The 21723-nt window shown below is 48.4% G+C and carries 23 protein-coding genes and 1 tRNA gene; 5 read left to right on the plus strand and 19 right to left on the minus strand.

Going from position 1 to position 21723, the window contains the following annotated elements; genetic code table 11:
• Positions 1-54: 54 nt before the first annotated feature.
• Positions 55-927 (minus strand): carbohydrate ABC transporter permease, encoded by an 873-nt coding sequence (locus CRG97_RS26740; protein WP_326114269.1) that lies wholly within the window; start codon positions 925-927, stop codon positions 55-57.
• 51 nt (positions 928-978) lie between these two features.
• The gene (locus tag CRG97_RS26745) at positions 979-1914 is read right to left on the minus strand and encodes an ABC transporter permease (protein ID WP_237566591.1); all 936 of its coding nucleotides are present in this window, start codon (positions 1912-1914) and stop codon (positions 979-981) included.
• Between the two features lie 297 nt (positions 1915-2211).
• Here CRG97_RS26745 and CRG97_RS26750 point away from each other — a divergent pair, with 297 nt between their 5' ends.
• Together CRG97_RS26750 and CRG97_RS33130 are read left to right on the plus strand one after the other, a co-directional pair.
• Positions 2212-4536, plus strand: coding sequence for a helix-turn-helix domain-containing protein (locus CRG97_RS26750; RefSeq protein WP_098748697.1), 2325 nt, complete (start codon positions 2212-2214; stop codon positions 4534-4536).
• Positions 4517-4672, plus strand: a complete 156-nt coding sequence (locus CRG97_RS33130; RefSeq protein ID WP_161952971.1) for a hypothetical protein — start codon at positions 4517-4519, stop codon at positions 4670-4672. The genes CRG97_RS26750 and CRG97_RS33130 overlap by 20 nt, the downstream gene beginning before the upstream one ends.
• Before the next feature lie 125 nt (positions 4673-4797).
• Here CRG97_RS33130 and CRG97_RS26755 read toward each other — a convergent pair whose 3' ends face one another.
• The 11 genes from CRG97_RS26755 to CRG97_RS26805 all read right to left on the minus strand — a co-directional run bounded on the left by CRG97_RS26755 (position 4798) and on the right by CRG97_RS26805 (position 16037).
• Positions 4798-4983, minus strand: a complete 186-nt coding sequence (locus CRG97_RS26755) for a hypothetical protein (RefSeq protein WP_076324645.1) — start codon at positions 4981-4983, stop codon at positions 4798-4800.
• Positions 4984-5240: 257 nt separating this feature from the next.
• Positions 5241-7100: a DUF6382 domain-containing protein gene (locus CRG97_RS26760; RefSeq protein ID WP_098748698.1), complete on the minus strand. Its 1860-nt coding sequence runs from the start codon at positions 7098-7100 to the stop codon at positions 5241-5243.
• 14 nt (positions 7101-7114) lie between these two features.
• Entirely contained in the window at positions 7115-7627 is a 513-nt protein-coding gene (locus tag CRG97_RS26765) for an A24 family peptidase (protein WP_098748699.1), read from the minus strand.
• 147 nt (positions 7628-7774) lie between these two features.
• Entirely contained in the window at positions 7775-8695 is a 921-nt protein-coding gene (locus CRG97_RS26770; protein ID WP_098748903.1) for a TadE/TadG family type IV pilus assembly protein, read from the minus strand.
• Between the two features lie 82 nt (positions 8696-8777).
• Positions 8778-11009, minus strand: a complete 2232-nt coding sequence (locus tag CRG97_RS26775) for a hypothetical protein (protein WP_098748700.1) — start codon at positions 11007-11009, stop codon at positions 8778-8780.
• 2 nt (positions 11010-11011) lie between these two features.
• Entirely contained in the window at positions 11012-11686 is a 675-nt protein-coding gene (locus CRG97_RS26780; protein WP_098748701.1) for a TadE family protein, read from the minus strand.
• On the minus strand, positions 11679-11873 hold the full coding sequence (locus CRG97_RS26785) for a Flp1 family type IVb pilin (protein WP_397329698.1): 195 nt from the start codon (positions 11871-11873) through the stop codon (positions 11679-11681). Before CRG97_RS26785 ends, CRG97_RS26780 begins: the two co-directional genes overlap by 8 nt.
• Positions 11874-11890: 17 nt before the next feature.
• Positions 11891-12763, minus strand: coding sequence for a type II secretion system F family protein (locus CRG97_RS26790; protein WP_098748702.1), 873 nt, complete (start codon positions 12761-12763; stop codon positions 11891-11893).
• A gap of 15 nt (positions 12764-12778) precedes the next feature.
• The gene (locus CRG97_RS26795; protein ID WP_098748703.1) at positions 12779-13636 is read right to left on the minus strand and encodes a type II secretion system F family protein; all 858 of its coding nucleotides are present in this window, start codon (positions 13634-13636) and stop codon (positions 12779-12781) included.
• On the minus strand, positions 13633-14883 hold the full coding sequence (locus CRG97_RS26800) for a TadA family conjugal transfer-associated ATPase (RefSeq protein ID WP_098748704.1): 1251 nt from the start codon (positions 14881-14883) through the stop codon (positions 13633-13635). The genes CRG97_RS26795 and CRG97_RS26800 overlap by 4 nt, the downstream gene beginning before the upstream one ends.
• Entirely contained in the window at positions 14883-16037 is a 1155-nt protein-coding gene (locus CRG97_RS26805) for a P-loop NTPase family protein (protein ID WP_098748705.1), read from the minus strand. Before CRG97_RS26805 ends, CRG97_RS26800 begins: the two co-directional genes overlap by 1 nt.
• 311 nt (positions 16038-16348) lie before the next feature.
• Here CRG97_RS26805 and CRG97_RS26810 point away from each other — a divergent pair, with 311 nt between their 5' ends.
• The 3 genes from CRG97_RS26810 to CRG97_RS26820 all read left to right on the plus strand — a co-directional run bounded on the left by CRG97_RS26810 (position 16349) and on the right by CRG97_RS26820 (position 19224).
• On the plus strand, positions 16349-17215 hold the full coding sequence (locus CRG97_RS26810) for a thermonuclease family protein (RefSeq protein WP_098748706.1): 867 nt from the start codon (positions 16349-16351) through the stop codon (positions 17213-17215).
• A 78-nt stretch (positions 17216-17293) separates the two neighbouring features.
• Positions 17294-18706, plus strand: a complete 1413-nt coding sequence (locus CRG97_RS26815) for a PepSY-associated TM helix domain-containing protein (RefSeq protein WP_098748707.1) — start codon at positions 17294-17296, stop codon at positions 18704-18706.
• 41 nt (positions 18707-18747) lie between these two features.
• Positions 18748-19224 carry a FixH family protein gene (locus tag CRG97_RS26820; protein WP_098748708.1) on the plus strand — a complete coding sequence of 159 codons (477 nt, stop codon included), beginning with the start codon at positions 18748-18750 and terminating at the stop codon, positions 19222-19224.
• Positions 19225-19236: 12 nt separating this feature from the next.
• Here the strand turns inward: CRG97_RS26820 and CRG97_RS26825 are convergent, their stop codons facing one another.
• The 6 genes from CRG97_RS26825 to CRG97_RS26850 all read right to left on the minus strand — a co-directional run bounded on the left by CRG97_RS26825 (position 19237) and on the right by CRG97_RS26850 (position 21650).
• Positions 19237-19662, minus strand: coding sequence for a thiol-disulfide oxidoreductase DCC family protein (locus CRG97_RS26825; RefSeq protein ID WP_098748709.1), 426 nt, complete (start codon positions 19660-19662; stop codon positions 19237-19239).
• Positions 19663-19750: 88 nt separating this feature from the next.
• Positions 19751-20026, minus strand: coding sequence for a hypothetical protein (locus CRG97_RS26830; RefSeq protein ID WP_098748710.1), 276 nt, complete (start codon positions 20024-20026; stop codon positions 19751-19753).
• Between the two features lie 89 nt (positions 20027-20115).
• Positions 20116-20358 carry a zinc ribbon domain-containing protein gene (locus CRG97_RS26835; protein WP_006212369.1) on the minus strand — a complete coding sequence of 81 codons (243 nt, stop codon included), beginning with the start codon at positions 20356-20358 and terminating at the stop codon, positions 20116-20118.
• A gap of 137 nt (positions 20359-20495) precedes the next feature.
• Positions 20496-20915, minus strand: a complete 420-nt coding sequence (locus CRG97_RS26840; RefSeq protein ID WP_076324661.1) for an Ohr family peroxiredoxin — start codon at positions 20913-20915, stop codon at positions 20496-20498.
• Positions 20916-21101: 186 nt separating this feature from the next.
• A tRNA-Leu gene (locus tag CRG97_RS26845) sits at positions 21102-21184 on the minus strand.
• A gap of 109 nt (positions 21185-21293) precedes the next feature.
• Positions 21294-21650 (minus strand): helix-turn-helix domain-containing protein, encoded by a 357-nt coding sequence (locus CRG97_RS26850; RefSeq protein WP_076324662.1) that lies wholly within the window; start codon positions 21648-21650, stop codon positions 21294-21296.
• Positions 21651-21723 lie beyond the last annotated feature (73 nt).

The following is a 21723-nucleotide window of genomic DNA, read 5'->3' on the forward strand; positions in this document are numbered from 1 at the left end:
TATTGACCTCCTTCTATAAAGTGCTTAATTTATGTTAACCCCGAAGGGAGTATATCAGCCTTTGACAGAACCAATAACCAGGCCTTTCACGAAGTACTTTTGCAAATACGGATAGAGTAAGACGATCGGCCCGATCGTCACGATCGCTGTTGCCATCTTGACCGATTCTGAAGGAAGCGTGATGTCGCTTGTTCCGGCCAGCATCGTCATCTCGTTCAGCATGCTGATCTCCGATTGCATTTGCAGTAGCATAAATTGCAGCGGGTACAAATCCTTGCTGTCAATCAACATGATTGCATTCCACCAATTATTCCAGTAATCAAGTCCGTAGAATAGCGCAATCGTCGCCAATACCGGTTTGCATAAAGGAAGATAGATCCGGAAGGCAATCGTAATATCGCTGGCCCCATCTATGTTTGCCGACTCTCGCAGCGAGTCGGGAATCCCGCTCATGAAATTCCGAACAAGGAAGAGGTTGAACGGGCTGAACAGCAGCGACGGAATGATCAAAGCGAAGATGTTATTGGTCAATCCAAGCGACCGATTCATCAGATACCAGGGAACAATTCCCGCGGAAAAAATCATGGTAATAAAGAAATAGAGCGCCATTGGATTGCGGTATTTCACATTTTTGTTCGCCAACGTATAGCCAGCCATGGACGTAATCAGAATCGCCAGCACCGTACCAACAATTGTGACGAAGATGGAAATACCGTAGCTCTGCATGACCTGGGAACCCCCTGTAAAGATTAGCTTATAGGCATACAAAGAGAACTCCTCCGGGAAAAGGCTGTATCCGTTCTTCAATATGGCATCCTCATCCGTGACCGAGATCATCAGAACCAGAAGCATTGGAAGCAAACAAAGCGCCGAATAAACCGTAATGAGAGCATACATAATCGTCTTGCTGAATGAAAACGTCTTCACTTCTATACCTCCTAAAACCTTTCTTCGGGAATCTATCGCCGAAACCGGATTCTAATACAACGCGCCATCTTTAAAAAATTTGCGGGTAATGGCATTCGTGCCGAAGACTAGGATAAACCCAATGACGGACTGGAACAATCCGACAGCCATAGCTTCGGAAGGATCGCCAATCTGACGCAAAGAGCGGAATACATACGTATCAATGATATCCGTGGTCGAATACAAGGTGCCATTGTCGCCAATCAAGGCGTAGATCATCCCGAAATCGCCGTACATGATTTTGCCGACCGAGAGCAGCATCAGTATAACCACTGTAGGCATCATCAACGGAATCGTAATGCGCATGCACATCTGCCACCGGTTAGCCCCATCAATCTCGGCAGCTTCATACAACGTCTCATCGATCCCGGTGATGGTAGCCAGATAAATAATGGCGCTCATCCCTGCTCCTTTCCACACATGCATGACGGTAAGAACAGCCGGCCATACCTTCGGCTCGGTGTACCAGTTGACCGAGGCGAGGCCAAGCTGGTTCAGCAATTTGTTCACGATCCCCATATCCATAGAAAAAAACGCATACAGCACATAGCTGATGACAATCCAGGAAATGAAGTTCGGAAACAACATCATTGATTGGCTAATTTTGACGAACAGCTTCTTGCGCAGCTCGTTCAGGATCAGTGAAATGGCCAGTGCCGTCAGCGTTCCAAAGACAATAAAGAGCAAATTTAGAAAGATTGTGTTAAAGGTGACCGTAAACGCCTTGCTCGACCCGAAAAAGAACTCGAAGTTCTTTAATCCTACCCACTCGCTATGAAATATGCCCTTTCTATAATTGAATCGTTGGAAAGCAATCAGTATATACGGATACGTCATATACCCGAAAATAAACGTGTAAACCATCGCCGGAAGGACCAGCAAGTAAGATGTTCCATTCCTACGGATATCAGAAAACATGCCGAATGCCGGTCGCTGTCTCTTTTCCAATTTCTTATCCTCCTTCTTTGCAGTGTACATTTTTGGGCTGCGTTGACGCTTGCTCTAACTCTACAGCAGCGGGTCAGCGTTTCCAATTTCAAATACCGGATATCGCTTTCACGATTCGATTAAAGGGCTTTCAAATTTCGAACTGATTTTCATTGCACAAGAATGGAAATTATTGATATAAAGCACAACCTTTCAAATTATCGAAACGGCTTTCATTTTTGCGAGAAGGAGTACCTTTTTAGCCAGATATGTCCTATAGTGAAGAGGTTATATTAACGGCATTGGGAGGAATTCTTCATGCGGAACACCATGAATCGGCTTGTTCGATACAAGGCGTTTCAAAAACTTACAATTTCATATTTCCTGCTCGTTCTACTAACCGTCAGCCTGCTGTCCGGTGTCCTCTTCCTTCTCTTCTCCAAAAGCGCCGTCAAGGAGATAGACCGCAATTCCAAAGCCATGTTGTCCCAAATCACTTACGCCTCGGAGGTCGTCTATAACCAAGTCATGACAATCGGTAATGCGCTGCTCATCCAGCCGGAGATCACCTCATTCCTGAACGACACGTTGGAGGACAAGACGAACAATTATCAGATATTCCAACAAATGAACCAGATTATAAGTGTGTATCCTTATATTTATAGTGCCGGGATCTACCGGCCTTCTACGGGAACAGCCGTCGATACAGCCGGGCTTCCATTCGACTCCTCGCTCACCACCCTTAGCGCGGAGCGGTACATGGAATTCTATCCACGTAGCTTGACCGTTGCCGACCGCAACAACGATGCGCCACTTCAGCTCCTGACCTTTCTGCTGTACCCAGATTTTTCATTTAAGACCTCCGACAACCCGCTTATCTATATCAATGTGGAAGAAAAGTCGATTCTGACGACGATCCGCAAAATCAGCAAAACGGATTCCGCCAACAACGTTTTTGTCATCAACAAAGAGGGCAAAGTGCTCTCCCATACCGATTCAAGTTTATTTCTGAAAGATTGGTCCGAGGAACAGTATGTTCAGCAAATTCTAAATCAGGACAAGGAAGAGAACAGCTTCACAACAAATATTCTAAATAAAAAGCATCTGGTCACTTATGTGAAGTCGGAGAAAATGGACTGGTATTTTGTAAGCGTTTCCCCCTACTCCGGACTCATCTCCAACATTGACCGTCTCCGCAACGTTACGCTGCTTGTGACAGCCGGAATTGTACTGACAGGTCTTCTGATCTCTATTTTTCTGACCAAGAGCATTTATAGACCGTTATCGACGCTGTTTGAAAAGATCATGCCGGACACGGATTCTCCAGTCTCCGATTCGCCGTTCATAGATGAATATAAGATGATGACCGAGGTTTTCCATTCGTTGGAGGAACGTGAAAAATCGATGCAATTCGTGATCAACCGCTCTTCCCGAACGATTCGTGAGCATTACTTACTTTCATTACTCTGGGGTCATCCGCTGGAACATTCTGTTCCGAGCGAATTAATTCGGGATATCGACAAGAAAGTATCCGGGCCTTATTTTTGCGTGATTGTATTCAAAATCAATGCGCTGGAACCGACAAGAGGGAGGATGGAGACGGAACAGCAGCCGCTGCTGCTCTTCGCTCTAGGCAATATTGCAAAAGAGATGCTGGAGCCTATCGGAGCATGTGATTACCTGTTTATGGGGGGAAATGAAGCCGTCGCAATCCTTCAGTGTACGAACAACCAACAGCCTGAGGAGCTCGAGGCTGCCTTGGGCAATATTCAGAGTTTTCTGAACCGTTACTTCAAGGTGACGGTATCCATTGGCATAGGGGATATAAGTTACGGCAGGAAAAATATTTCTTACTCCTATACTTCGGCGCAGCAGTATGTTAAATACCGGCTAATCTACGGGAAGGAATCGATACTGGATGCCGTTACAACACGGCCCCATATGATGACGGCCTTAAGTTATCCCAGCGCCTTCGAGAAGAAGCTAATCGATGCTGTGCAGTCCGGGAAGCCGGAACCAATCCGGGATGCAATCGGACAATTCGTGGAACAGATCTCTAACGGTTCAATCAATCAGGTCATTACATACAGCACCCAGCTCATGCTATCCTTACTTAAACACTTTGACTATTTGCAGCATGTGCCGGATTCCAATTTCAACGAGTATCTGGATGCGGTGACCGAAATTGAATCCGCCGAACATCTGACGGAAATCAAGGAAACTTTCAATCGCTATTGTTTTAATATCTGCACATTAATCGAAGAGAAGAATCTTTGGATGAATGCCCAGAAGCACAATGTTATCATTGAAAAAGTGCAGAATTACATCCAGGAACATTATGCCGAGCCAAACTTATCTCTGGAGCTGGTGTCCAACATTGCTGGCCTGTCGCCAAGCTATTTGGGAAAGCTCTTCAAAAAAGCAACCCGTCAATCGTTCAGTGAATACCTGAATCACACCAGGCTGGAGAAAGCAAAGGATTTGCTTGCTTCCACCCATGAGACTGCAGCCAAAATCAGTGAATCGGTCGGAATGTACAATATCACTTACTTCTCCACTCTATTCAAGAAAAAATACGGCCTGACTCCTTCCGTCTTCCGCGAGCAGGAGGCGATAAGAGGCAATGAAAGGGCTGGAGAATAAACAAATTAGAGCTTTCGGTTTGCGAGAAAAAACTGGTGTTGCAGCTAAATTTCCAGCTCCAGCTATGACAGTGACCTCAATGAGTAGAGTGCTGTTCTCAAGGTACAATACAAAAAGAATTCATTTTTACCTATAGATGATTCTACACAAAAAAGCATCGACTACACGCCATACCAGCATCGCTGGACGAGTTACTCTTGTTGGAGCTTTAAAGCCCCTTCCGGGATTGTCCGTCTGGGCTTCTGGCAGGGGCTATTTACCTTAGCCAGTTAAATTAAATAGATACACCATTATCCCTACAAGCAAAGGGCCTATCACTAAAAACCCGAATATCAGGGCAATAACTTTTAGAGTTCCTGATATTCCTTTTGACGAGTTCAAGGTGTCTAGTTTATTATTGATTTCTTTTAGCTCTTTCAATATTTCTCTATTTAGATCTTCAGACACATCAAAGTCCTCCTTATACACATGAATCAAAAAACACAAGATATTTTTCAATTAATCGTTAAAAAATACAAACTTAGTTATATATAGTTAGTCGGTACATTTTACCATAATCATCATACCAGATGTTTTTATAGATCTAGTAAAAAAAAAAAACCAAAAGCACCTACACCTTTGGTTTTCTGCAATAATCCGAATTTTCTCAAAACTTCATAGAATAACAGCTTCGTATATCTTACTTTTACTATAATTGTGCCGTATTAATATAAACCCTTGCGCAGAGTAAACGACCATCCGGCAATAATAAAGACATCCCCCTCCATTAGAGGATATTCTTTATAAGGCACCATGGACTCTCCCTTCAATATCGTACCGTTTCTCGAACCTAGATCCTTCAGTACGTAACTTCCGCCTTCACGCGAAAGCTCGACATGCGCCCGTGAAGTCCCCACTCCCTGTGCAACGAATTGGGCTACGTCAGGGGACCGGCCGATAATGAAATGGGGCTGATGCAGTTCAATCCGCTGGGGGGCGGCTGCATTCGGTTCGTTTAGCTCGAGGTAAGCACCTGCTGAATGTTGCACGCCTGGACGGGCTACGGCATCCGGACTTAGCAGCACGGTAGCCCCCCCGCCTTCAGGGAACGAAAGCACCTCCGTCCGTTGGGACAACTGGGCATAATAATCCCCCTCCTCCCCATATGGATCCGCAGTCGCAGCTGCTGCCTCAGATGAACGCGAATAAGTATGGCCCTGCGGAGACTGTGCAGGATATCCCGCTGAATGGTGATCTCTCTCGGAGTTAACTGGAGATTTAGGGACCCGCCATCTCCAGTTCTCTTTTCCCTCCTCAAGCTCTGCTTCTGCTTTTCCAGCGTCTGTTTCCCGGCTATCCCCAAGAAGACCCGATAAAGGGTCCGCCTGAAAACGTGGGACAGACTTCCACTTGGAGTCCTGCGGACTAAGCTCTGTTGACTCGAATATGGGCAAGGAACCGGACCAATCGCCAGATCTTCGTGAGAGCAGCTTGAGTTTACCTGTCCAGCCAAGCCAGGTTACTGCAGCAAGCAGAACCGTAATCCCTACCGACAACCCCAGCATCAGTGAAGTAGGCTGATTCATGTACAGCAATCTCCAAGCTCCCGCTGCGGCGAGTAAACACCCTAACAAAATATAGGTGCGAACCGGCGAGGCTTTGCCATTGTCCGAAGCTTCTGAATTTGTATCATCTGTATCAGGGAGCCACGCAGGATTAGAGCTCAAGGGGCTTCGATCCACTTGAGAATTCATTTCCTCGCTCTTGTCCCTCTTCCCAAACATCTCATTCGTACGTTCCGCCAGACCTCGGATTAAACTCTGTTTATCCGTGTGGGTGTCACTCTCTGTCTGCGGCACTGCTGTCCGCCCGCGAGCCGGTTCTGTAAATGCAAATGCAGGCTTGGAGCCCATGCTGCTTAATTGACTATCGGTATAGGGCAAGCCTTGATTAAAGCTTGAAGGCATTGCTGCATTTGTTTGAGTTACAGCACGATGGTCTTCGCCCTCTCCAGCTAATAGCTCAACCACAAGCTTCTTAAGTCCCGGCAGATTGAAGCTCTGTTCACTGCAGAACGACATCAGTGCCTGTATCCCTCCCCCTTTTAGCTCCGTCACCGATGCGAGCAACCTTGTCATTAGCTCCTTGAGCATAACCGGAAGACGAGTGCCGCTTGCTTCGGTAACTGCAACGGGAACATACGTTAAATATAAAGTGCCAAGATGCAGGGAACCTTCAATAAACAGATAATCCTCATGCAAAATATAATTTTCCGGTTGAAGCATATACAACTTGCTGTCGTCCAGAGCAGTGACGATCTGCAACAGCAATCCAAAATATTCGGTCAGCGTCATTCGCTCGCTCTTTAACGCTTGAGATAGCATTTTTTTGCCGGTGATATCATATTCCAGCGTTACCTTATAATCGACTTCTTTCATATGCAGCTTCAGGAAATGAGGGATTCTCGAAGAACGGATCATTCCCAGCTGTACATGATTAAGTTCTGATGATTGGATTCCTTCAGCCCGGTCCAGCACCATAATGGTTCCACCGTTCTGCATAAAATCCGCCTTTAATCCGAGCATAAGCTCCCTCCCTCCTACAAGTGCAGTACCACATACGTGCTGATTACGCCAGGAAGGACAGCAATCATAAAGGGGAATCGCAAGTGTTCCTCCTGGCTATTGCGCCATGGCAACCAGCTCTTCATAACAAAAACACCGGCGATACTGCCAACGACATTGCGTATTCGCTTCATCATTTCCCGCCGCCAGAGCAGGATGAGCAAACCGATGACACCGGCAAAAATTACAGAATACATGACGCCTTGCAAGGTAAACCATAAGCCGGTCCAGGCACCAATCCCCCCAAACAGCTTAACGTCACCCGCTCCCACAGCCCCTATAAAATACATGATCAACAAGATAAGAAACCCTGCTCCAAGACCCTGCAAAGAAAAGAACAGCCCCTCCCACCCGTCCAGAACGCCATAATAGACAGGACCGGACAGCATAGCAGAAACGGTTAAAACATTCGGTATTTTCATGGAACGAAGATCTGTAATGAATGCTGCGATCAGATAAACGGCACAAACACCAAAAGCAACGGCCATACTGCATCAAAACTCCCTTGCTTAAACTATTCACTGGAATAGCCTTGATAAGATTTTAACTATGGATGAACAACGAATGCTTCTTTAGAATGACTCTCTGAAACGCTTCTTTGGGAACCCTTCATTTCGGACTCTTGCTATCAAGCCTCAAGAACCTGACCGCGCCACCACCGTAAACGGAACCTCAATCCGCTGCCCGTCTGCTGTCTCAACGACAAACAGCCACGTTCCAGGCGTTGTATTAAAGCCTACGTTCCATTCCCACTCGATATAGCCGTTACCGTCCGCGGTCTCCCAGCCCAAATATTTAGCCGTGCTCTGACCGCTCTTATAATAGACTGACAGTTGGGCACTGCTTCCCGGCTCTACTTTTACTTTTACCTTAGCCTGCTTGCTAGCAACGGCCGGATTCGGCTTCTCCAACAGCTCGATAGCCCCGTTCGTCCCCGAGCCATCCCCTGAACCCGTCCCTCCTTCGCCGGTGTCGCCAATCCATAATCTCTCCTGAGCTTTTGCCTGCAGCACAATGCGTTTGTTCAAGAAAGGAACCCGGATCGGAAGCGCGTAATTCACCTCAATGCCGAAATAGGGACTCGCTCCGCTCTTCAAATTCGGAATGTGAACATTGGACACATGGATTCGTTCATAGTCCAGAAGATGGTCAGGCATAAATGGCTTCAGCAGCGGCTTGACCACAGGATCGAGTACAGCTTCCACGGTTTGGTTCTTAAGCTGCTGCAGCGGCTCCTCGCCTGACGCTACGGCTTGCGTGATCCACTCATTAACAGGAGAAGGAAGAGAGTCGCTGTAATTTGAAACCCAATCAGAAAGTGACAATTTGGGAATCTCCCAATGGGATGTGCTTGGTGAGCCTTCTCCTGCTCCACTACCATCAGCATTGGCCTGCACGGCCAGAGAGACAGGATACATATGAGCCGCTACGGTTTTGACCGTATCCGAAACGGTACTCTGGAGCGCTGTCGAAATCAACGTCATTTGCACGATATAAATGAGGAAAATGACAAAAAACATAAACATCGGCAGCACAAGTGCAGCTTCCACCACCATGCTTCCTCGTTCCGATGACGCTTTACCTTTATGGAGAGGTTTCTGTATTACCGATAATCGTTTCATTCAAGTACCCCTAATCCTAATAGGAAAAATCCGCCTTACGCTTTACCATGTAACGACTTCCCTGAACTTCGTCCCCATCGTTTCCAAATACAACGCCGATCGCTTTCGTCACTCCTGGAAGAAACCATAAACGCATGGCCGTCCTGACCTCTCCTGAAGCGTAGGTAAATCGCTCCGCAGGATTAGTGCCGGTGTTCAATCGAATCAACGCCAACATGCGCGATAGCTTCTTCTCGTTATTGCTGTGAATAAACAGAAATATTCGCAAATGATCCCTGTAAGTCAGCTCAATGGGGACATACTTGGATAGCTGAACGCTCCCCTTCTGACACAACTGGATCATATCCTCAATGGCCTTCTCAATCCCATACAGAATGGCTGCCGCCAAAATCGCCAACGGATTTCCCAATTTACTATTCACAATAAATCCTTCCATCGTCCGGATCGCGAGTCTGGAACCAAAGATCTCTGCATAGGCCGCTGATATATTCCCGGCGGGGTTATGAAATCCGTATAGAATGTACTCCACTTCCTGGTTCCCAATGGCGAATTCCTGGATGACATCCCCGCCCGTGTTGGAACCATCAACCATTCCGGTTAATTTCCCAATATCAAAATGCTGATAATAATGAACGGCGTACTCATTTTGAAACAGTTCATCCCTGACACCGCCCAGCACGTTCCCCATAAATCCAAACATACCGTCCATATTATCCATTGCTTGTTTACCGGCATCATACGGATCATCGTCCATAGGCTTTCCCTTATTCATGTTGTCCGCTTCGGCATTAAATTGAAGGCTTTCGTCATAGTACTGCTGGAGTTCACGGAACTCATCCATAATAGCCTGATGTTGTCCATTCAACCCGTTAATCGCCTCAATGACCTTGGATGCCTGCTTCAGCTTCTGACTGGCCTGCTTCTCCATCGCCTTCCGTTCCTTATCGGATGTGCGGAACTGTTCCAATGACGCCTGTTGCCGATCTATAATATTCCCACTGCCTGATACTCCATAATTAGACACATAACTTTGTAATGTGCGACTGGCTTCAAGCACCGTCCCCTTCATTCCCTCTCCCCCCAGCGAAGAATGAAGAGTAGTGACCGCTCGTACAACCTGTTGGTATCGACTCTCCTGGCTATCAATCTCTTGCCGGAAGCCGTTCAAGAATTCATCGCTATGAATTAATTTGTCAGCTTGCTTCCGTATGGATTGAATCATCTCCGCTTCTGCCCCGGAAGAATCGGTAGATCCTGGTGTTACATCATTCGTGACCTGATCATATCCCTTATTAGATGAACGGTTTTCGGAATCCTTAATGACCTGCTTCATCTCTTCATTCAGATTCCTTGCTTCCTCCCATAATTGATGCGCATCCGAGAGCAGCTTGTCATTCTCCTTCTGAACTCGGCTGGCTTCTCTCGAAATTTGTGATCCAATGGAAGAAATTCCGCTCCGGTAAGTCATGAGCAGCAGCGTATACTGTTGTTCCTTAGGAGGCCTGTCCGCATCTTCCTGTTGTTTAGCCTTATAATCCTCGTATTGTGATGCCACATCAGCGGCGGTATACATACTGCCCCCCAGCGAAGTGTCGGAGATCGATTGTCCCGGCGGATCCATAACCAGCTTCGAAAGCCGGATTGCATGCTCCCCTGCTTTTCGCTGCTTTGCCAGCATTTCATCCAGCGCCGCTTCCCGTTTGTCATACAATTTGCGAAGCTTCTTAAGGACATCAATTGTATTGGAAGCTTCCTTCATGGACTGCGATAACGGTTTGAACTTGCCCACTAATTCCAAAGTGAAATCAATCGGCGCTTTATATTTCATATCCTCGATAATCTGTCGATTGAATATGTCATAAGTCCCCAGCGGACGCTGCAGCTCAAGACCCGAACTATCGAGCTCCATTGCCATTAACCGGAATGCATCGCTCCGCTCTCCCGGATTCATGCTGTCATTGAGAACATTGCCCATAATGAGATCGCCGCTGGTGTCTCCAAGGGCATATAATCCATATTCCTTCTGAAGCTGCGGATCATAGGAGGACATCACGGAGCGTACGGCTGCTCTAGTCAGCCTTTCGCTTTGCACCTTCATCGCTGCTATGCGGGAATAATCAATAAAGATAGCTACAAACATGAATACAGCAGCCAGGGCGATAATCAAAAAAACAGATACAGATCCATCGGACGATCGGCCACCCTCTCTCCTTCTTCGACTCGACCGTGCTTCCCTATGCTTCGTCATGACTATCGCGAACCTCCGAACTTTTGTAGAACTTCTCCTGCGGCAGCCTTATCCGTTCCATTTCTCCCGCCTTGAAACTTCGATCCGTAATATCGCATTAGATCCACCGTGCGAATAAACTCAACAGGATCCACCACGATCGATTGTGCGCTGACCTTGATCTGGCCTCCGTCGTCCAATATTCGACTCAATGGCGTCAGAGATACCTGCTCATTTAATGAAGTCGTCACCTTTCGAATGAGCAGCTGATTCGTATAACGCATCTCTCCCGCCATGCTAGCGGGCACAGCCGTACCGCCCTTGGACATTTTGAGTTCGGGCAGCTTCCCGCTGCCTTCTTCGCCGTGCGGCAATTGTATCGCCTTCGTGCCGTCTCCACCGGCCAAACCAAATAGAGTTCCTAACACGTGATCATCCGTCAACCGCCAATATAGCGCATCATATTGTCCCTGCTCTACGGATCCCGTGGCTGCAATCTTATGACTGTTATCCCAGCTAAACGCAGTCCGCTCGGATGCTGCAGCTGAAGCCTGGACCAACATAGACTGTTGATAGATGTACAAGCATAGGAACAGCAGCAATACCGTCACCATCAACACGATGGGAAGCACCAGGGAAGCTTCCACCGTGAAGCTCCCTGACTCGTCCTTCCATCTTCTCTGAAACCCTTTACTCAAGAAAACCTTTGCTTTTATTGTCAATATTACGAAACAAATTATTAACCAACGCCGTAATCTTATCTTTAAATATAAGCGCGATAATCAAAATAACGACAAGGATCAGAATCATCTCAAGTGTTCCGATTCCTTTCTCATCCTTCCAAAAAGCTTTCAACCCGCTCTTTACCATGGACAACATCATCATTCATACACCGATCCCTTCTACATGTTCATCATCATAAATGCAGGCGCTCCGAGCAAAACAATCACGATCATAAAAATGACCACCATTGGCAGCACCAGCTTCGAGGAGGCCTGCTCCCCCCTTGTTCTTCCGATGGCCTTACGCTTCTCCCAGAGTACTCGGGACAAATCGCGCAGTGCCAAAACAAAGTCATTCCCGCCGCGTCGAAAATTAAGCAAAACGGTTGTTGTAAATATCGATACTTCCTGAACACCACATCGTTTATTGAACTGTTCGAAGGCTTGCTGAAATGAATGGCCTCCTTCCCATTCAAGCACCATTCGCTTCAGCTCGACATACAGTGGATGGTTCATGTCCTCATTCCGCTCTACACAATGAATGACCGCCCGCTGCACCGTCTCGCCGGCGCCAACAAGTAACACAATCTTGTTTAGAAGCTCCGGCAGCTCCATAACGATATCCTGCTCGCGCAGCATTACCTTTTTGTGGAGATCCTTGACCAAAGCGACAGGCAGCAACACCCCTAATCCCAATCCGGCCAGAAGTCCGACAACACCTCCCGACAGCAATGACCATATACAGCCACCGATCAAAATGAGCCATGTATATGCAAGAGCTTCGGCCATAAACAACAACGTCATTTCTGTGCAATGCCGCAAGCCATGTATCTTCTGGACGGAGCCCTGCATCCGATAGAAAACGATTGGAATACGCATCGGAATTTTTCCCTGCTCCAGCAGGAACAACAGAGGCGGTGCTAACCGTTGCAGCCTAAGACCTTCCATTTGCACTTTGCTGAGACGATGGTATCGTTCACCGCACATATGATTCAGCACCACCCAACCACCCACAAGCAGAACCACCAGCGCGCCCGCTACCCATGGCAACATGCCCGCCTCACCTCCTTACACCTTGATATTCATCATTTTGCTGATCCACAAGAAGCAGCCTCCTAGAGCGGCCAGCGCAACAGAGGAGATCATAATCCCCGGTCCGCTATACATCGTTTCCATATAATCTGGAGACGTCAGGTTCATGAACAGCAGCAGCAGGAACGGCGCAGCCAGCAGCGCCTTGGATTCGAACCGCTTCTGGGCGATCATCACGGATATCTCCTGCTGAATATCCAGCTTTTCTCCGATGACCGAAGAGGTTCTGCGCACGACTTCAACCAGATCGCCGCCTGTGCGTTTGCAAGTCGAAAAGACATCCGCAAAATTCGCTATATCCTCCATCCCTGCCCTCCGGGCAAAATCCTGCAAAGCCACTTCAATAGGCTCGCCGTACTCCATCCGAGACACAATGACTTTGAGCTCAAAGATCAGATCACTATGGCCTCCGGGATCAAGCAGCAGCAAATCCTGTACCGCGTCCCTGAACCCATTCTCCACGGAGCGGCCAGCCGACAGAGATGAGGACAAGGAATACAAAGCTTGCTTGAAGTGAAGATTCAGCGTCTTGCGCCTGCGTTCCAGCATAAACCGTCGCCAAAATTTAGGGATCGTCAGACCTCCCGTTCCAAGCAGCAGCGACAAAATCAGATTGTGATAAAACAGATAACCGATAGAGAAAAACACAAGACCGCCAAGGATGACACATCCCATTCTCTGTCTCATCGAGAGATGATAGACACCGTAATCCGGGAGAGTGTTAGTTCGAGCTGGGACAGCATGCTCACGTTTTCCAGCCCCCTTACTCCTCTTGATCACCCGCTCACCTTGACCCTCTTCCGGAGTCAATACAGAACCGCCAGATCGCTTCATGACGTCACCTCCATCATCTTCTGCAGCGGCCAAGCCGTAATCCCGGCCATATGAAGCTTGTCCGCCGATTGAAGTGGGTTACCGCAAGGTTCAAGAGACCCAATCACCCGGCCGCCTGATTCACCCGTCTCGCGGAACCGGTACAGCGGATTCAGCAGCACCTCGCCGCCGCTCATTCCGATCACTTCGCTTATCTCTGTTACGCGCCGCGATCGATCCCTAAGCCTGGATAAATGAACGAAAATATCAATCGCGGAGCTAATCTGCTGACGGACCATGCTGATCGGAAGATCCGCACCGCTTAGCACCATCGTTTCCAAACGGCTGATCATGTCCTTTGTGCTGTTAGCGTGCCCCGTAGAAAGGCTTCCGTCATGCCCGGTATTCATCGCCTGCAGCATATCCAGCGCCTCGCTTCCCCGCACTTCGCCCACCACGATCCGATTGGGGCGCATCCGCAGCGAGGAACGAATCAGATCGCGTATCGCGATTTCCCCCCGGCCTTCCGTGTTAGCGTTCCGGGTCTCCAGCGACACGAGATTCGGGACCGTCACGATTTTCAATTCCGCCGAATCCTCAATCGTGATAACACGCTCATCAGGCGGAATATACTGCGATAATGCATTCAGGAAAGTCGTCTTGCCCGAACCCGTCCCTCCGCCTATAAAAATGTTGTATTTACCCTTGACCAGTATCCGAAGCTGCTCCGCCGCCTCCTCTGTTAGCGCGCCCCTTCCAACCAGGTCATCCATTGTCATGGGCGATTCCGGAAACTTACGGATCGTCATGGTCGGCCCTTTCAGCGCTATAGGAGGGAGCACAATATTGACCCGCGAGCCATCCTTCAATCTGGCGTCAACGATGGGCGTTGATTCATTCACCACCCGGTTTACCGTACCGACAATGCTCTGAATGATATCCTCCAGGCGGCTCTGCGATTCGAATTGGAGCGGCAGCTTCTTCACCTCGCCATCCTGCTCTATGAATATGTCCTGGTGGCTGTTAATCATGATTTCTGTAATTCGAGGATTATCCACTAAGGGTTGAAGCACATCCAACCCGCGAAAAGAATCAAATACCCTGCGCACCAGCCTCCGCTTCTCAGCTGCTGTCAGCTCCATAAGTTCGCGTCTTCTCCACACCATTTCCTCGATGCGGGCCATCAATTCCGAATTGTTAATGCTCGCACTCATGTCAAGCTCGGAACGAACCTGGTCACGAACCGACTTAAACGGATCCTCCATCATCACTGCCCACCACCCGCTTGCACTGGTGTGATACCCGAGCCCTCCAGCAGCTGCTGGCAGAGCTTCAATACCTCTCTCTGATAGATGGGTGAGGACAACAGCAGTTCTTCCCGATGGAGCTGTTTCCATGAAGGAATATAAGGCAGTACGCTGTCTATGCTGATATCCTTGCGGGGGAATCCGTTAACAAGTTGTCCTGTGTATCGATTGACAATGAATCGGCTCCGCTTCTTCAAGCTTCCGAAAAGCGCGGAATCCCTGAGCTCCAGTTGATCCATCCATACACCGCTTTTATACATACTCATTAAATCATCCAGTAAAACCCAGAATAGTACTCCGGCCTGTTCAAGAACCGCCTGCATTCGTTCCTCCATGTATCCCTCGGTATCCACGACAATGGCATCATATTGATTACACGATACGAGGGAAGCCAGCAGCAAAGCGGTGTCCTCCATGGTCATCTCCGTGATTTCCTTTACATTGAAGCTGGGCTCAAAGGAATCGCACTTCAGGCCATGATGTCTGATGATATAAGGGGTTATCGAGAACTCGGTCCCCGAAGCCGATTCTTGTGAGGCCTTAATGTCATACAACAACCTTGAAAAGCTGCCCTCCATGCCCACCGAACCGGAAGGAAATAATGCGCTGCTGTTCACCGTCTCCAAATTGAGATAGAACACCTTCAATCCCAGCACGCCCAGCTGCTTCGCCATGTTCATGGCTATCGTTGACTTTCCACTCCCGCTCAGGGGAGATACAATGCCAATCACCGAGGTTGTTCCGACATTCAGTTTCTCCAGCGCCCCACCGCTTTGCTTGCAATGGGTGATTATGACTTCCATCAACTGAGGTAGCGGTTGATACTTGAATGTACTGTTGCCCCCCTCTACGAGTGAAGATGATGAATGGCCTTCACTTAGATGCAGCCAAGGAACCGAAGTCTCCCCCCGGCTAAGCCAACTCTCCAGCATTTCCGTATCCCCCACGACCAGATTCGGTACTTCCCCCACTTCCATATAATGTAGAAATGAATCGGTGCGGGTAAATGCGGTCACCTGAAGAGCCGATCCGTAAGAACTTCCATGCAAATAACTCAGCAGCGGTTCAACATACCGGGAATCCTGCACTGCCAGCACAAGTCGGGCCGGTATCATAAAGCCAATCCCTCTTTTCTGTAACAACGCCAAAAAAGCACCGTCAGAGGCCGCAATATGCGGTCAATGAACGGTGCTTCCGTCGTCTGTTATAATTTGACATTAGAATATCACAGTTGCAGCAGAACGGCAAGATTTTATTTTTGATATACAGATAGCCCTTATTCACTATTGTCAAAACAAGGATATATGTCCTACTATATAGGCTTAGAACGAATGTTCTCTATATAGGAACTACTTATATAGAATCAACATTACATAAACTCCTAAACCATCTGAACTAAACTTCCAAGCCAGGAGAGTGACAACAAGTGAACAAACGAATGTTAACCGCTGTGCTGACCGCCTTGCTGCTATTGTCAGGCTGCAGCCAGCCGCTGATGTCCCCGGCGACATCAAACGAAGGAACCGCAACAACCGTTAAATCCCAAACCAAGAAAGATACCAACGCGACGAATTCCAAACAAACGACCTATCCAACCGATGATCTGAATCTTCCACGGGTAGCCGTGGAACTGGTTAAAGCCGTTGACGGAGACACCATCAGCGTCATGTTCGAAGGGAAAAAAGAGAATGTTCGAATGCTCCTGGTCGACACGCCCGAGACGAGTCATCCGAAGCTGGGCGTACAGCCATTCGGACCCGAGGCCAAGGCTTTTACGAAGGATCTGGTGGAACAAGCCGATCAACTTGAATTGGAATTTGATATCGGTCCGAACCGCGATAAATACTCCAGGCTTCTTGCGTATGTATATGCCGACGGAAAAATGGTCCAGGAATCGCTGCTTGAAGAAGGACTCGCCCGCGTGGCCTATATCTACCCGCCCAACACCCGCTATGTAGACAAATTTGATGACTTGCAGCGGATCAGCCGGGACAAGGCACTTGGCATATGGAGCGTAGAGAACTATGCCCAGGAAGACGGCTTCCATCCGGAGGAGCAGGACGACGCCAACAACAAGAACAACAGCAGCCGAAATGGCACAGCAGCAACTCAAGTCCCGAAAGAGAACAGCCAAAAGTCAAAGCAAGGCTGCGACATCAAAGGCAACATCAACTCGAAGGGTGAAAAAATCTACCACACTCCGGAATCTCCATACTATGAGCGCACAAAGCAGGAGCAGTGGTTCTGCAGCGAGGCAGAAGCCGTCCAGGCCGGTTTCCGGGCCCCGAAGTAAACTCATCTGATATATGAAATGAACGCTCATGTTCATCTTATATAAATTTTAGCCGTCATTGAAAAGGAGCCACCAGCCATGGAGAAAAAGAAACCTCCAGCAAGCAACCCAAATGAAAGTCAAACGCCAAATCCAAGCTCTGCCGCATGGTACAAAACCGTCTGGAGATGGCACTTCTATGCCGGCATCATTTTCGCTCCCTTTCTGATCATCCTGGCTATCACCGGCTCCGTTTACTTATTTAAACCTCAGATTGAACAAGCGCTATATCGGGACTACTACACGATAACCCCCCAGGTTGAACGGGTAACGCCCAGCAAGCTGGTCGGACAAGTTAAAGAGCTCTACCCTGACGCTACGATCACGAAATACCGCCCCGGCGAGTCGGACTCCCGATCTACAGAGATCAGTTTGACCTCAGGGGGCGAATCCATGACCGTCTTCATGGACCCCTACACGGGAGATAAGATTGGCGAGCTGAAAGACAAAGACCGCATCATGGACAAAATCGAGGAGTTCCACGGCGAGCTGATGGTCGGGACCGTGGGGGACCGGATCGTGGAGCTTGCCGCCTGCTGGGCGATCGTGCTGATCATGACCGGGGTGTATTTGTGGTTTCCGAAAAATAAAAACAAAAGCAAAAAGAAAAGAAGCCTGGCGGGCATTCTGTACCCGCGTCTGGGCAAGGGAAAGCAAATTCTTCGCAGAGACCTGCACGCCGTTCCTGCATTCTGGATTGCCGCAGGCATGTTGTTTCTTATCATGACCGGGCTGCCCTGGTCAGGCCTGTGGGGCAGCAATTTTCAAACCATGGCGACCAATACCGGTGCCGGTTATCCGCCTTCCATCTGGTCGGGCAATGCGCCATCCTCCCATGTCATGCAGACCAAGGAAGTGGCCGAAGTACCTTGGGCCGCCGAGAATCTGGCGGTTCCCAATTCGACCATCTCCGACTTTACCCCGCTTCCCATCGAAGATGTGATGTATGTGGCCCGAAGTGAGGGGATCCATCCAAGCTACACCATCAGCATCCCGCAGCAAGCGGATGGGGTGTACACATTGTCGGCCTATCCGCCCAAAGCACAAGACGAGGCTACCATGCATATCGACCAGTACAGCGGCGCGGTGTTGGCGGATTATCGCTATGATCATTACGGAATGGTCGGCAAAGCCGTTGCCCTCGGCATTACGCTGCATAAAGGAACGCAGCTGGGCATCGTCAACCAAATCTTCAGTTTGCTTATATGCATAGGAATCATTTTCATTGCGGTGAGCGGTTTGTACTTGTGGTGGAAGCGAAAACCGGAGCATGGACTGGGGGCACCCAAAGCACCCGAGGTTAAAGCCAAGAACATGAGGGTATTCCTTCTGCTGCTCATCGCTTTGGGGATCCTGTTCCCGCTTGTGGGCTTGTCGCTCATCATCGTGTGGATCATCGATTATGTCATCGTTCGGAGGGTACCGGCGATCAAGACATTTCTAAATGCCTGATTCGGTTCTATACTCTAACTACAATAAGGGGTGGCGGTTTCATGATCATGAAAAGCCGTTTTATATTATCCGTACTGCTATCGGTCCTGCTGCTCAGCGCTTGCTCGGCCAATCCCGATGCAGCTAGCCGGTATGAAAAAGAAATCCCGCTGATCGCCGAGGTGAACATTCCGGATACATTATCCGTACATCAACCGGAGACCATCGAGATTATCCTTACCCAAGATGGCAAAAGAGTACCCGGTGCGGATTTTGTCCACTATGAGCTGTGGAGCCATGACGGCTCCCTGCGGGACCCTATGACGGATGCGGTAGAGGTCGGTGATGGTGTGTATACGGTAACCAAGACCTTCGATAAAGAGGGGCTGTATTTCATCAAGCTGCACAGCGGGAACAACGGTTCCATCATCATTCCCCAGAAACCGTTCGCCGTCGGCAAACTGTCCGAGGAAGAACTTGCCTATCTGCAAGCGGGAACCCCCACATTTCAAGAAGGTACGACAGAACATCATCATTAAAACAAGATCGAATTAGGACAAAAACCGGCGCCGAATCTCCGGCGTCGGAACCATGCATTCAGTGGATTGACCGAACCACCGGTAACGGTTCTTCGCCACCCAGCGGTACACCAGGTTCCGCAAAAAAGGGGGAATCAGGATCAGAATATACGACAGCGGCCAAGGAAAACGAAGTCGTCGTGCAATCCGAAGAGCGCCCGTCGACCTTGTGTAATACTTCCCCTGTTCAATCAGCACCATCGTCTCCGTTGTATCTCCATTAAGTCCTCCCTGCCTCAACAGCTCCTGCCCAATCTCCGATTGCAGCGAAGCAAAGCGAAAGGCACCCGCAGGATCTCTCTTGATAATGAACTGCGTCAGACCCTGGCACAAATGGCACACACCATCAATCAGCACAATGGCATATTCCTCATGATTTTCCGTTGTACGATCCTTCATATACTCCTTCGCTCCCTTCCCATACCCATAAACAAGAAAAAACGCAGGAGCCCTCTCCTACGCTTGATCAAGTACGCTTATTGGTTTATTACTCAGCAGCTTTGTTCAGCCACTCGCCGTCTTTCAACTGCTGGTCGAATTCGTTTGAGAATTTCTCCATGCATTTGCATATGAAATCCTTACGACAAACCGGGCAAGGTACTTTCCCAAGTCGGCTAAGCGCAGTCAGTTTCCATTCCGGGAAGCGGTTATAGAATACGCGAATATCCGTTCCGTCAGCCGTGTGGATAATGAATTCGTAAAGCCCTTCTTTTTCATTGCTTCCAGCTGTGGTCACATTTGCAATCTGCGGTCTGTATGGCATGTTCATCACCCGTTTATTTTATTTAAATTCCCTATGACTGGTTTGTACTTTCTGGTACTTAGTCATATTAAAGAATTTTAGGGGTGATGTCAACCGAAGAACACATCCAGGATCGAGCCAAGCTGCCCCCTCTTTTTACCTTCTAATATATCCGGGTTGAACACTTCCACATATCCGCAGTTCGTGCAGGAAACAAATAGGAAATGATTGTGCTGAATATCAAACATCTTACTCAGCCCGGCCCCTGACATCGAGACCTCTTTCGTCTGGCAGTGATTCCCTCCACATTTGCTGCATACAAACCGTTCCTCTATCATTTGTTCAATACGCATCTTAAGCGCCCCTTTCCATTTCATAGCTTTAACTGAAATACGGAGTATCATGTAAAAAGTTTCATATTCAGCATCATAAGCCGACAAAAAAGATGACCCTCCATTATAGAGAGCCATCCGAATTCCTTCCTTTATGGTCAGCTTACGCTTAACTCCACGTCGATGTTGCCTCGGGTTGCCTTGGAATAAGGGCAAAATGCGTGCGCCTTCTTCGCGAGATCCTCCGCCTGGCTTCGTTCGATACCCGGCATTTCGATCTTTAGCTTCACTGCAAGCTTAAAGCCGTCAGCGCCTTCGTCCTTTCCGATCATCACCTGGGAGTGTATCACAACGTCCTTGAGCTCGACGCCCTCTTTACGGGCGATATTAGCCAGGGCGCTTTCGTAACAAGCGCCATAGCCGGCCGCAAACAGCTGCTCCGGATTGGTTCCGTTACCGCCCGGTCCTCCAAGCTCCTTCGGCATGCTTAATTTGTGATTAAGCACCCCATCCGTAGATTCAACAGAGCCTTCACGCCCTCCAATGACTTTTACATCTGCTGTGTATAATGGTTTCATGCTCGTTCATCTCCTTCATGCCCTATTATGGTCTCTACATGTATTCTTTAAACTTGCAGCACAAATTGAAACGATAAATAGGGCAACTCGCAAAAGAAACAGCATGTTCCCAGCTCGCAAAGGCAAACAAAAAAGCTGTTTATCAAAGGAAGAATTCCTCTTGATAAACAGCTTCTTCATAAAGTATGCGGTAGAGAGGACTCGAACCTCCACGGGTATACACCCACTACCCCCTCAAGATAGCGTGTCTGCCATTCCACCACTACCGCATGTTATAAGGGATGTTCTGTAGCGAACATTCCCTATTATACTGTTCCATCATACAAAAGTAAAGAACCAAATTATGGGTCATTGGCTTAGGCGCAAGAGCAGCTAGTTCTAGTCGTTTCGCTTTTCCTTCCGGTAGGCTGAAAACTCAATATATTCACGGATAAACTCCTTCTCATTCTCTGCCAATCCGGACATTAAGGGAAGATCGGATGATTCCGAGTCCACTCCATACTCCCCACGCGCCTCCCTGACTCGGGTAGGGTTGCCCTTGCCAATAATCAACCAATCCAAGCTTACGGAAAAGAATGCTGCAATCTCAATTAATTTATTCGTGCTCGGCGTTGTTTTCCCCCTTTTCCAATCACCAAAATTTCCTGTGCTGATCCCGAGGGTTTCACAAAACGCCTTCTTGGTCATACCTCGGCTTTCTATGAGATGTTCGATTCGTTGGTAAATAGACTGCATCAAACAACCGCCTTCCTAGTTCTCTTTGAAAGAAAATTACTTATGTACGTATTTTTCTCTTGCAAAACAACTT

The sequence above is a fragment of the Paenibacillus sp. EZ-K15 genome (assembly GCF_002573715.1).
In the GTDB taxonomy this organism is placed as follows: domain Bacteria; phylum Bacillota; class Bacilli; order Paenibacillales; family Paenibacillaceae; genus Paenibacillus_AQ.

Bases quoted from the DNA above. Each gene is read 5' to 3' on its own strand.
- CRG97_RS26750 (WP_098748697.1), top strand. From the start codon at position 2,212: ATGCGGAACACCATGAATCGGCTTGTTCGATACAAGGCGTTTCAAAAA.
- CRG97_RS33130 (WP_161952971.1), top strand. From the start codon at position 4,517: ATGAAAGGGCTGGAGAATAAACAAATTAGAGCTTTCGGTTTGCGAGAA.
- CRG97_RS26760 (WP_098748698.1), bottom strand. From the start codon at position 7,100: ATGCTCGGATTAAAGGCGGATTTTATGCAGAACGGTGGAACCATTATG.
- CRG97_RS26765 (WP_098748699.1), bottom strand. From the start codon at position 7,627: ATGGCCGTTGCTTTTGGTGTTTGTGCCGTTTATCTGATCGCAGCATTC.
- CRG97_RS26770 (WP_098748903.1), bottom strand. From the start codon at position 8,695: ATGGTGGTGGAAGCTGCACTTGTGCTGCCGATGTTTATGTTTTTTGTC.
- CRG97_RS26775 (WP_098748700.1), bottom strand. From the start codon at position 11,009: ATGACGAAGCATAGGGAAGCACGGTCGAGTCGAAGAAGGAGAGAGGGT.
- CRG97_RS26785 (WP_397329698.1), bottom strand. From the start codon at position 11,873: ATGATGATGTTGTCCATGGTAAAGAGCGGGTTGAAAGCTTTTTGGAAG.
- CRG97_RS26790 (WP_098748702.1), bottom strand. From the start codon at position 12,763: ATGTTGCCATGGGTAGCGGGCGCGCTGGTGGTTCTGCTTGTGGGTGGT.
- CRG97_RS26795 (WP_098748703.1), bottom strand. From the start codon at position 13,636: ATGAAGCGATCTGGCGGTTCTGTATTGACTCCGGAAGAGGGTCAAGGT.
- CRG97_RS26800 (WP_098748704.1), bottom strand. From the start codon at position 14,883: ATGATGGAGGATCCGTTTAAGTCGGTTCGTGACCAGGTTCGTTCCGAG.
- CRG97_RS26805 (WP_098748705.1), bottom strand. From the start codon at position 16,037: ATGATACCGGCCCGACTTGTGCTGGCAGTGCAGGATTCCCGGTATGTT.
- CRG97_RS26815 (WP_098748707.1), top strand. From the start codon at position 17,294: ATGGAGAAAAAGAAACCTCCAGCAAGCAACCCAAATGAAAGTCAAACG.
- CRG97_RS26820 (WP_098748708.1), top strand. From the start codon at position 18,748: ATGATCATGAAAAGCCGTTTTATATTATCCGTACTGCTATCGGTCCTG.
- CRG97_RS26825 (WP_098748709.1), bottom strand. From the start codon at position 19,662: ATGAAGGATCGTACAACGGAAAATCATGAGGAATATGCCATTGTGCTG.
- CRG97_RS26830 (WP_098748710.1), bottom strand. From the start codon at position 20,026: ATGCCATACAGACCGCAGATTGCAAATGTGACCACAGCTGGAAGCAAT.
- CRG97_RS26835 (WP_006212369.1), bottom strand. From the start codon at position 20,358: ATGCGTATTGAACAAATGATAGAGGAACGGTTTGTATGCAGCAAATGT.
- CRG97_RS26840 (WP_076324661.1), bottom strand. From the start codon at position 20,915: ATGAAACCATTATACACAGCAGATGTAAAAGTCATTGGAGGGCGTGAA.
- CRG97_RS26850 (WP_076324662.1), bottom strand. From the start codon at position 21,650: ATGCAGTCTATTTACCAACGAATCGAACATCTCATAGAAAGCCGAGGT.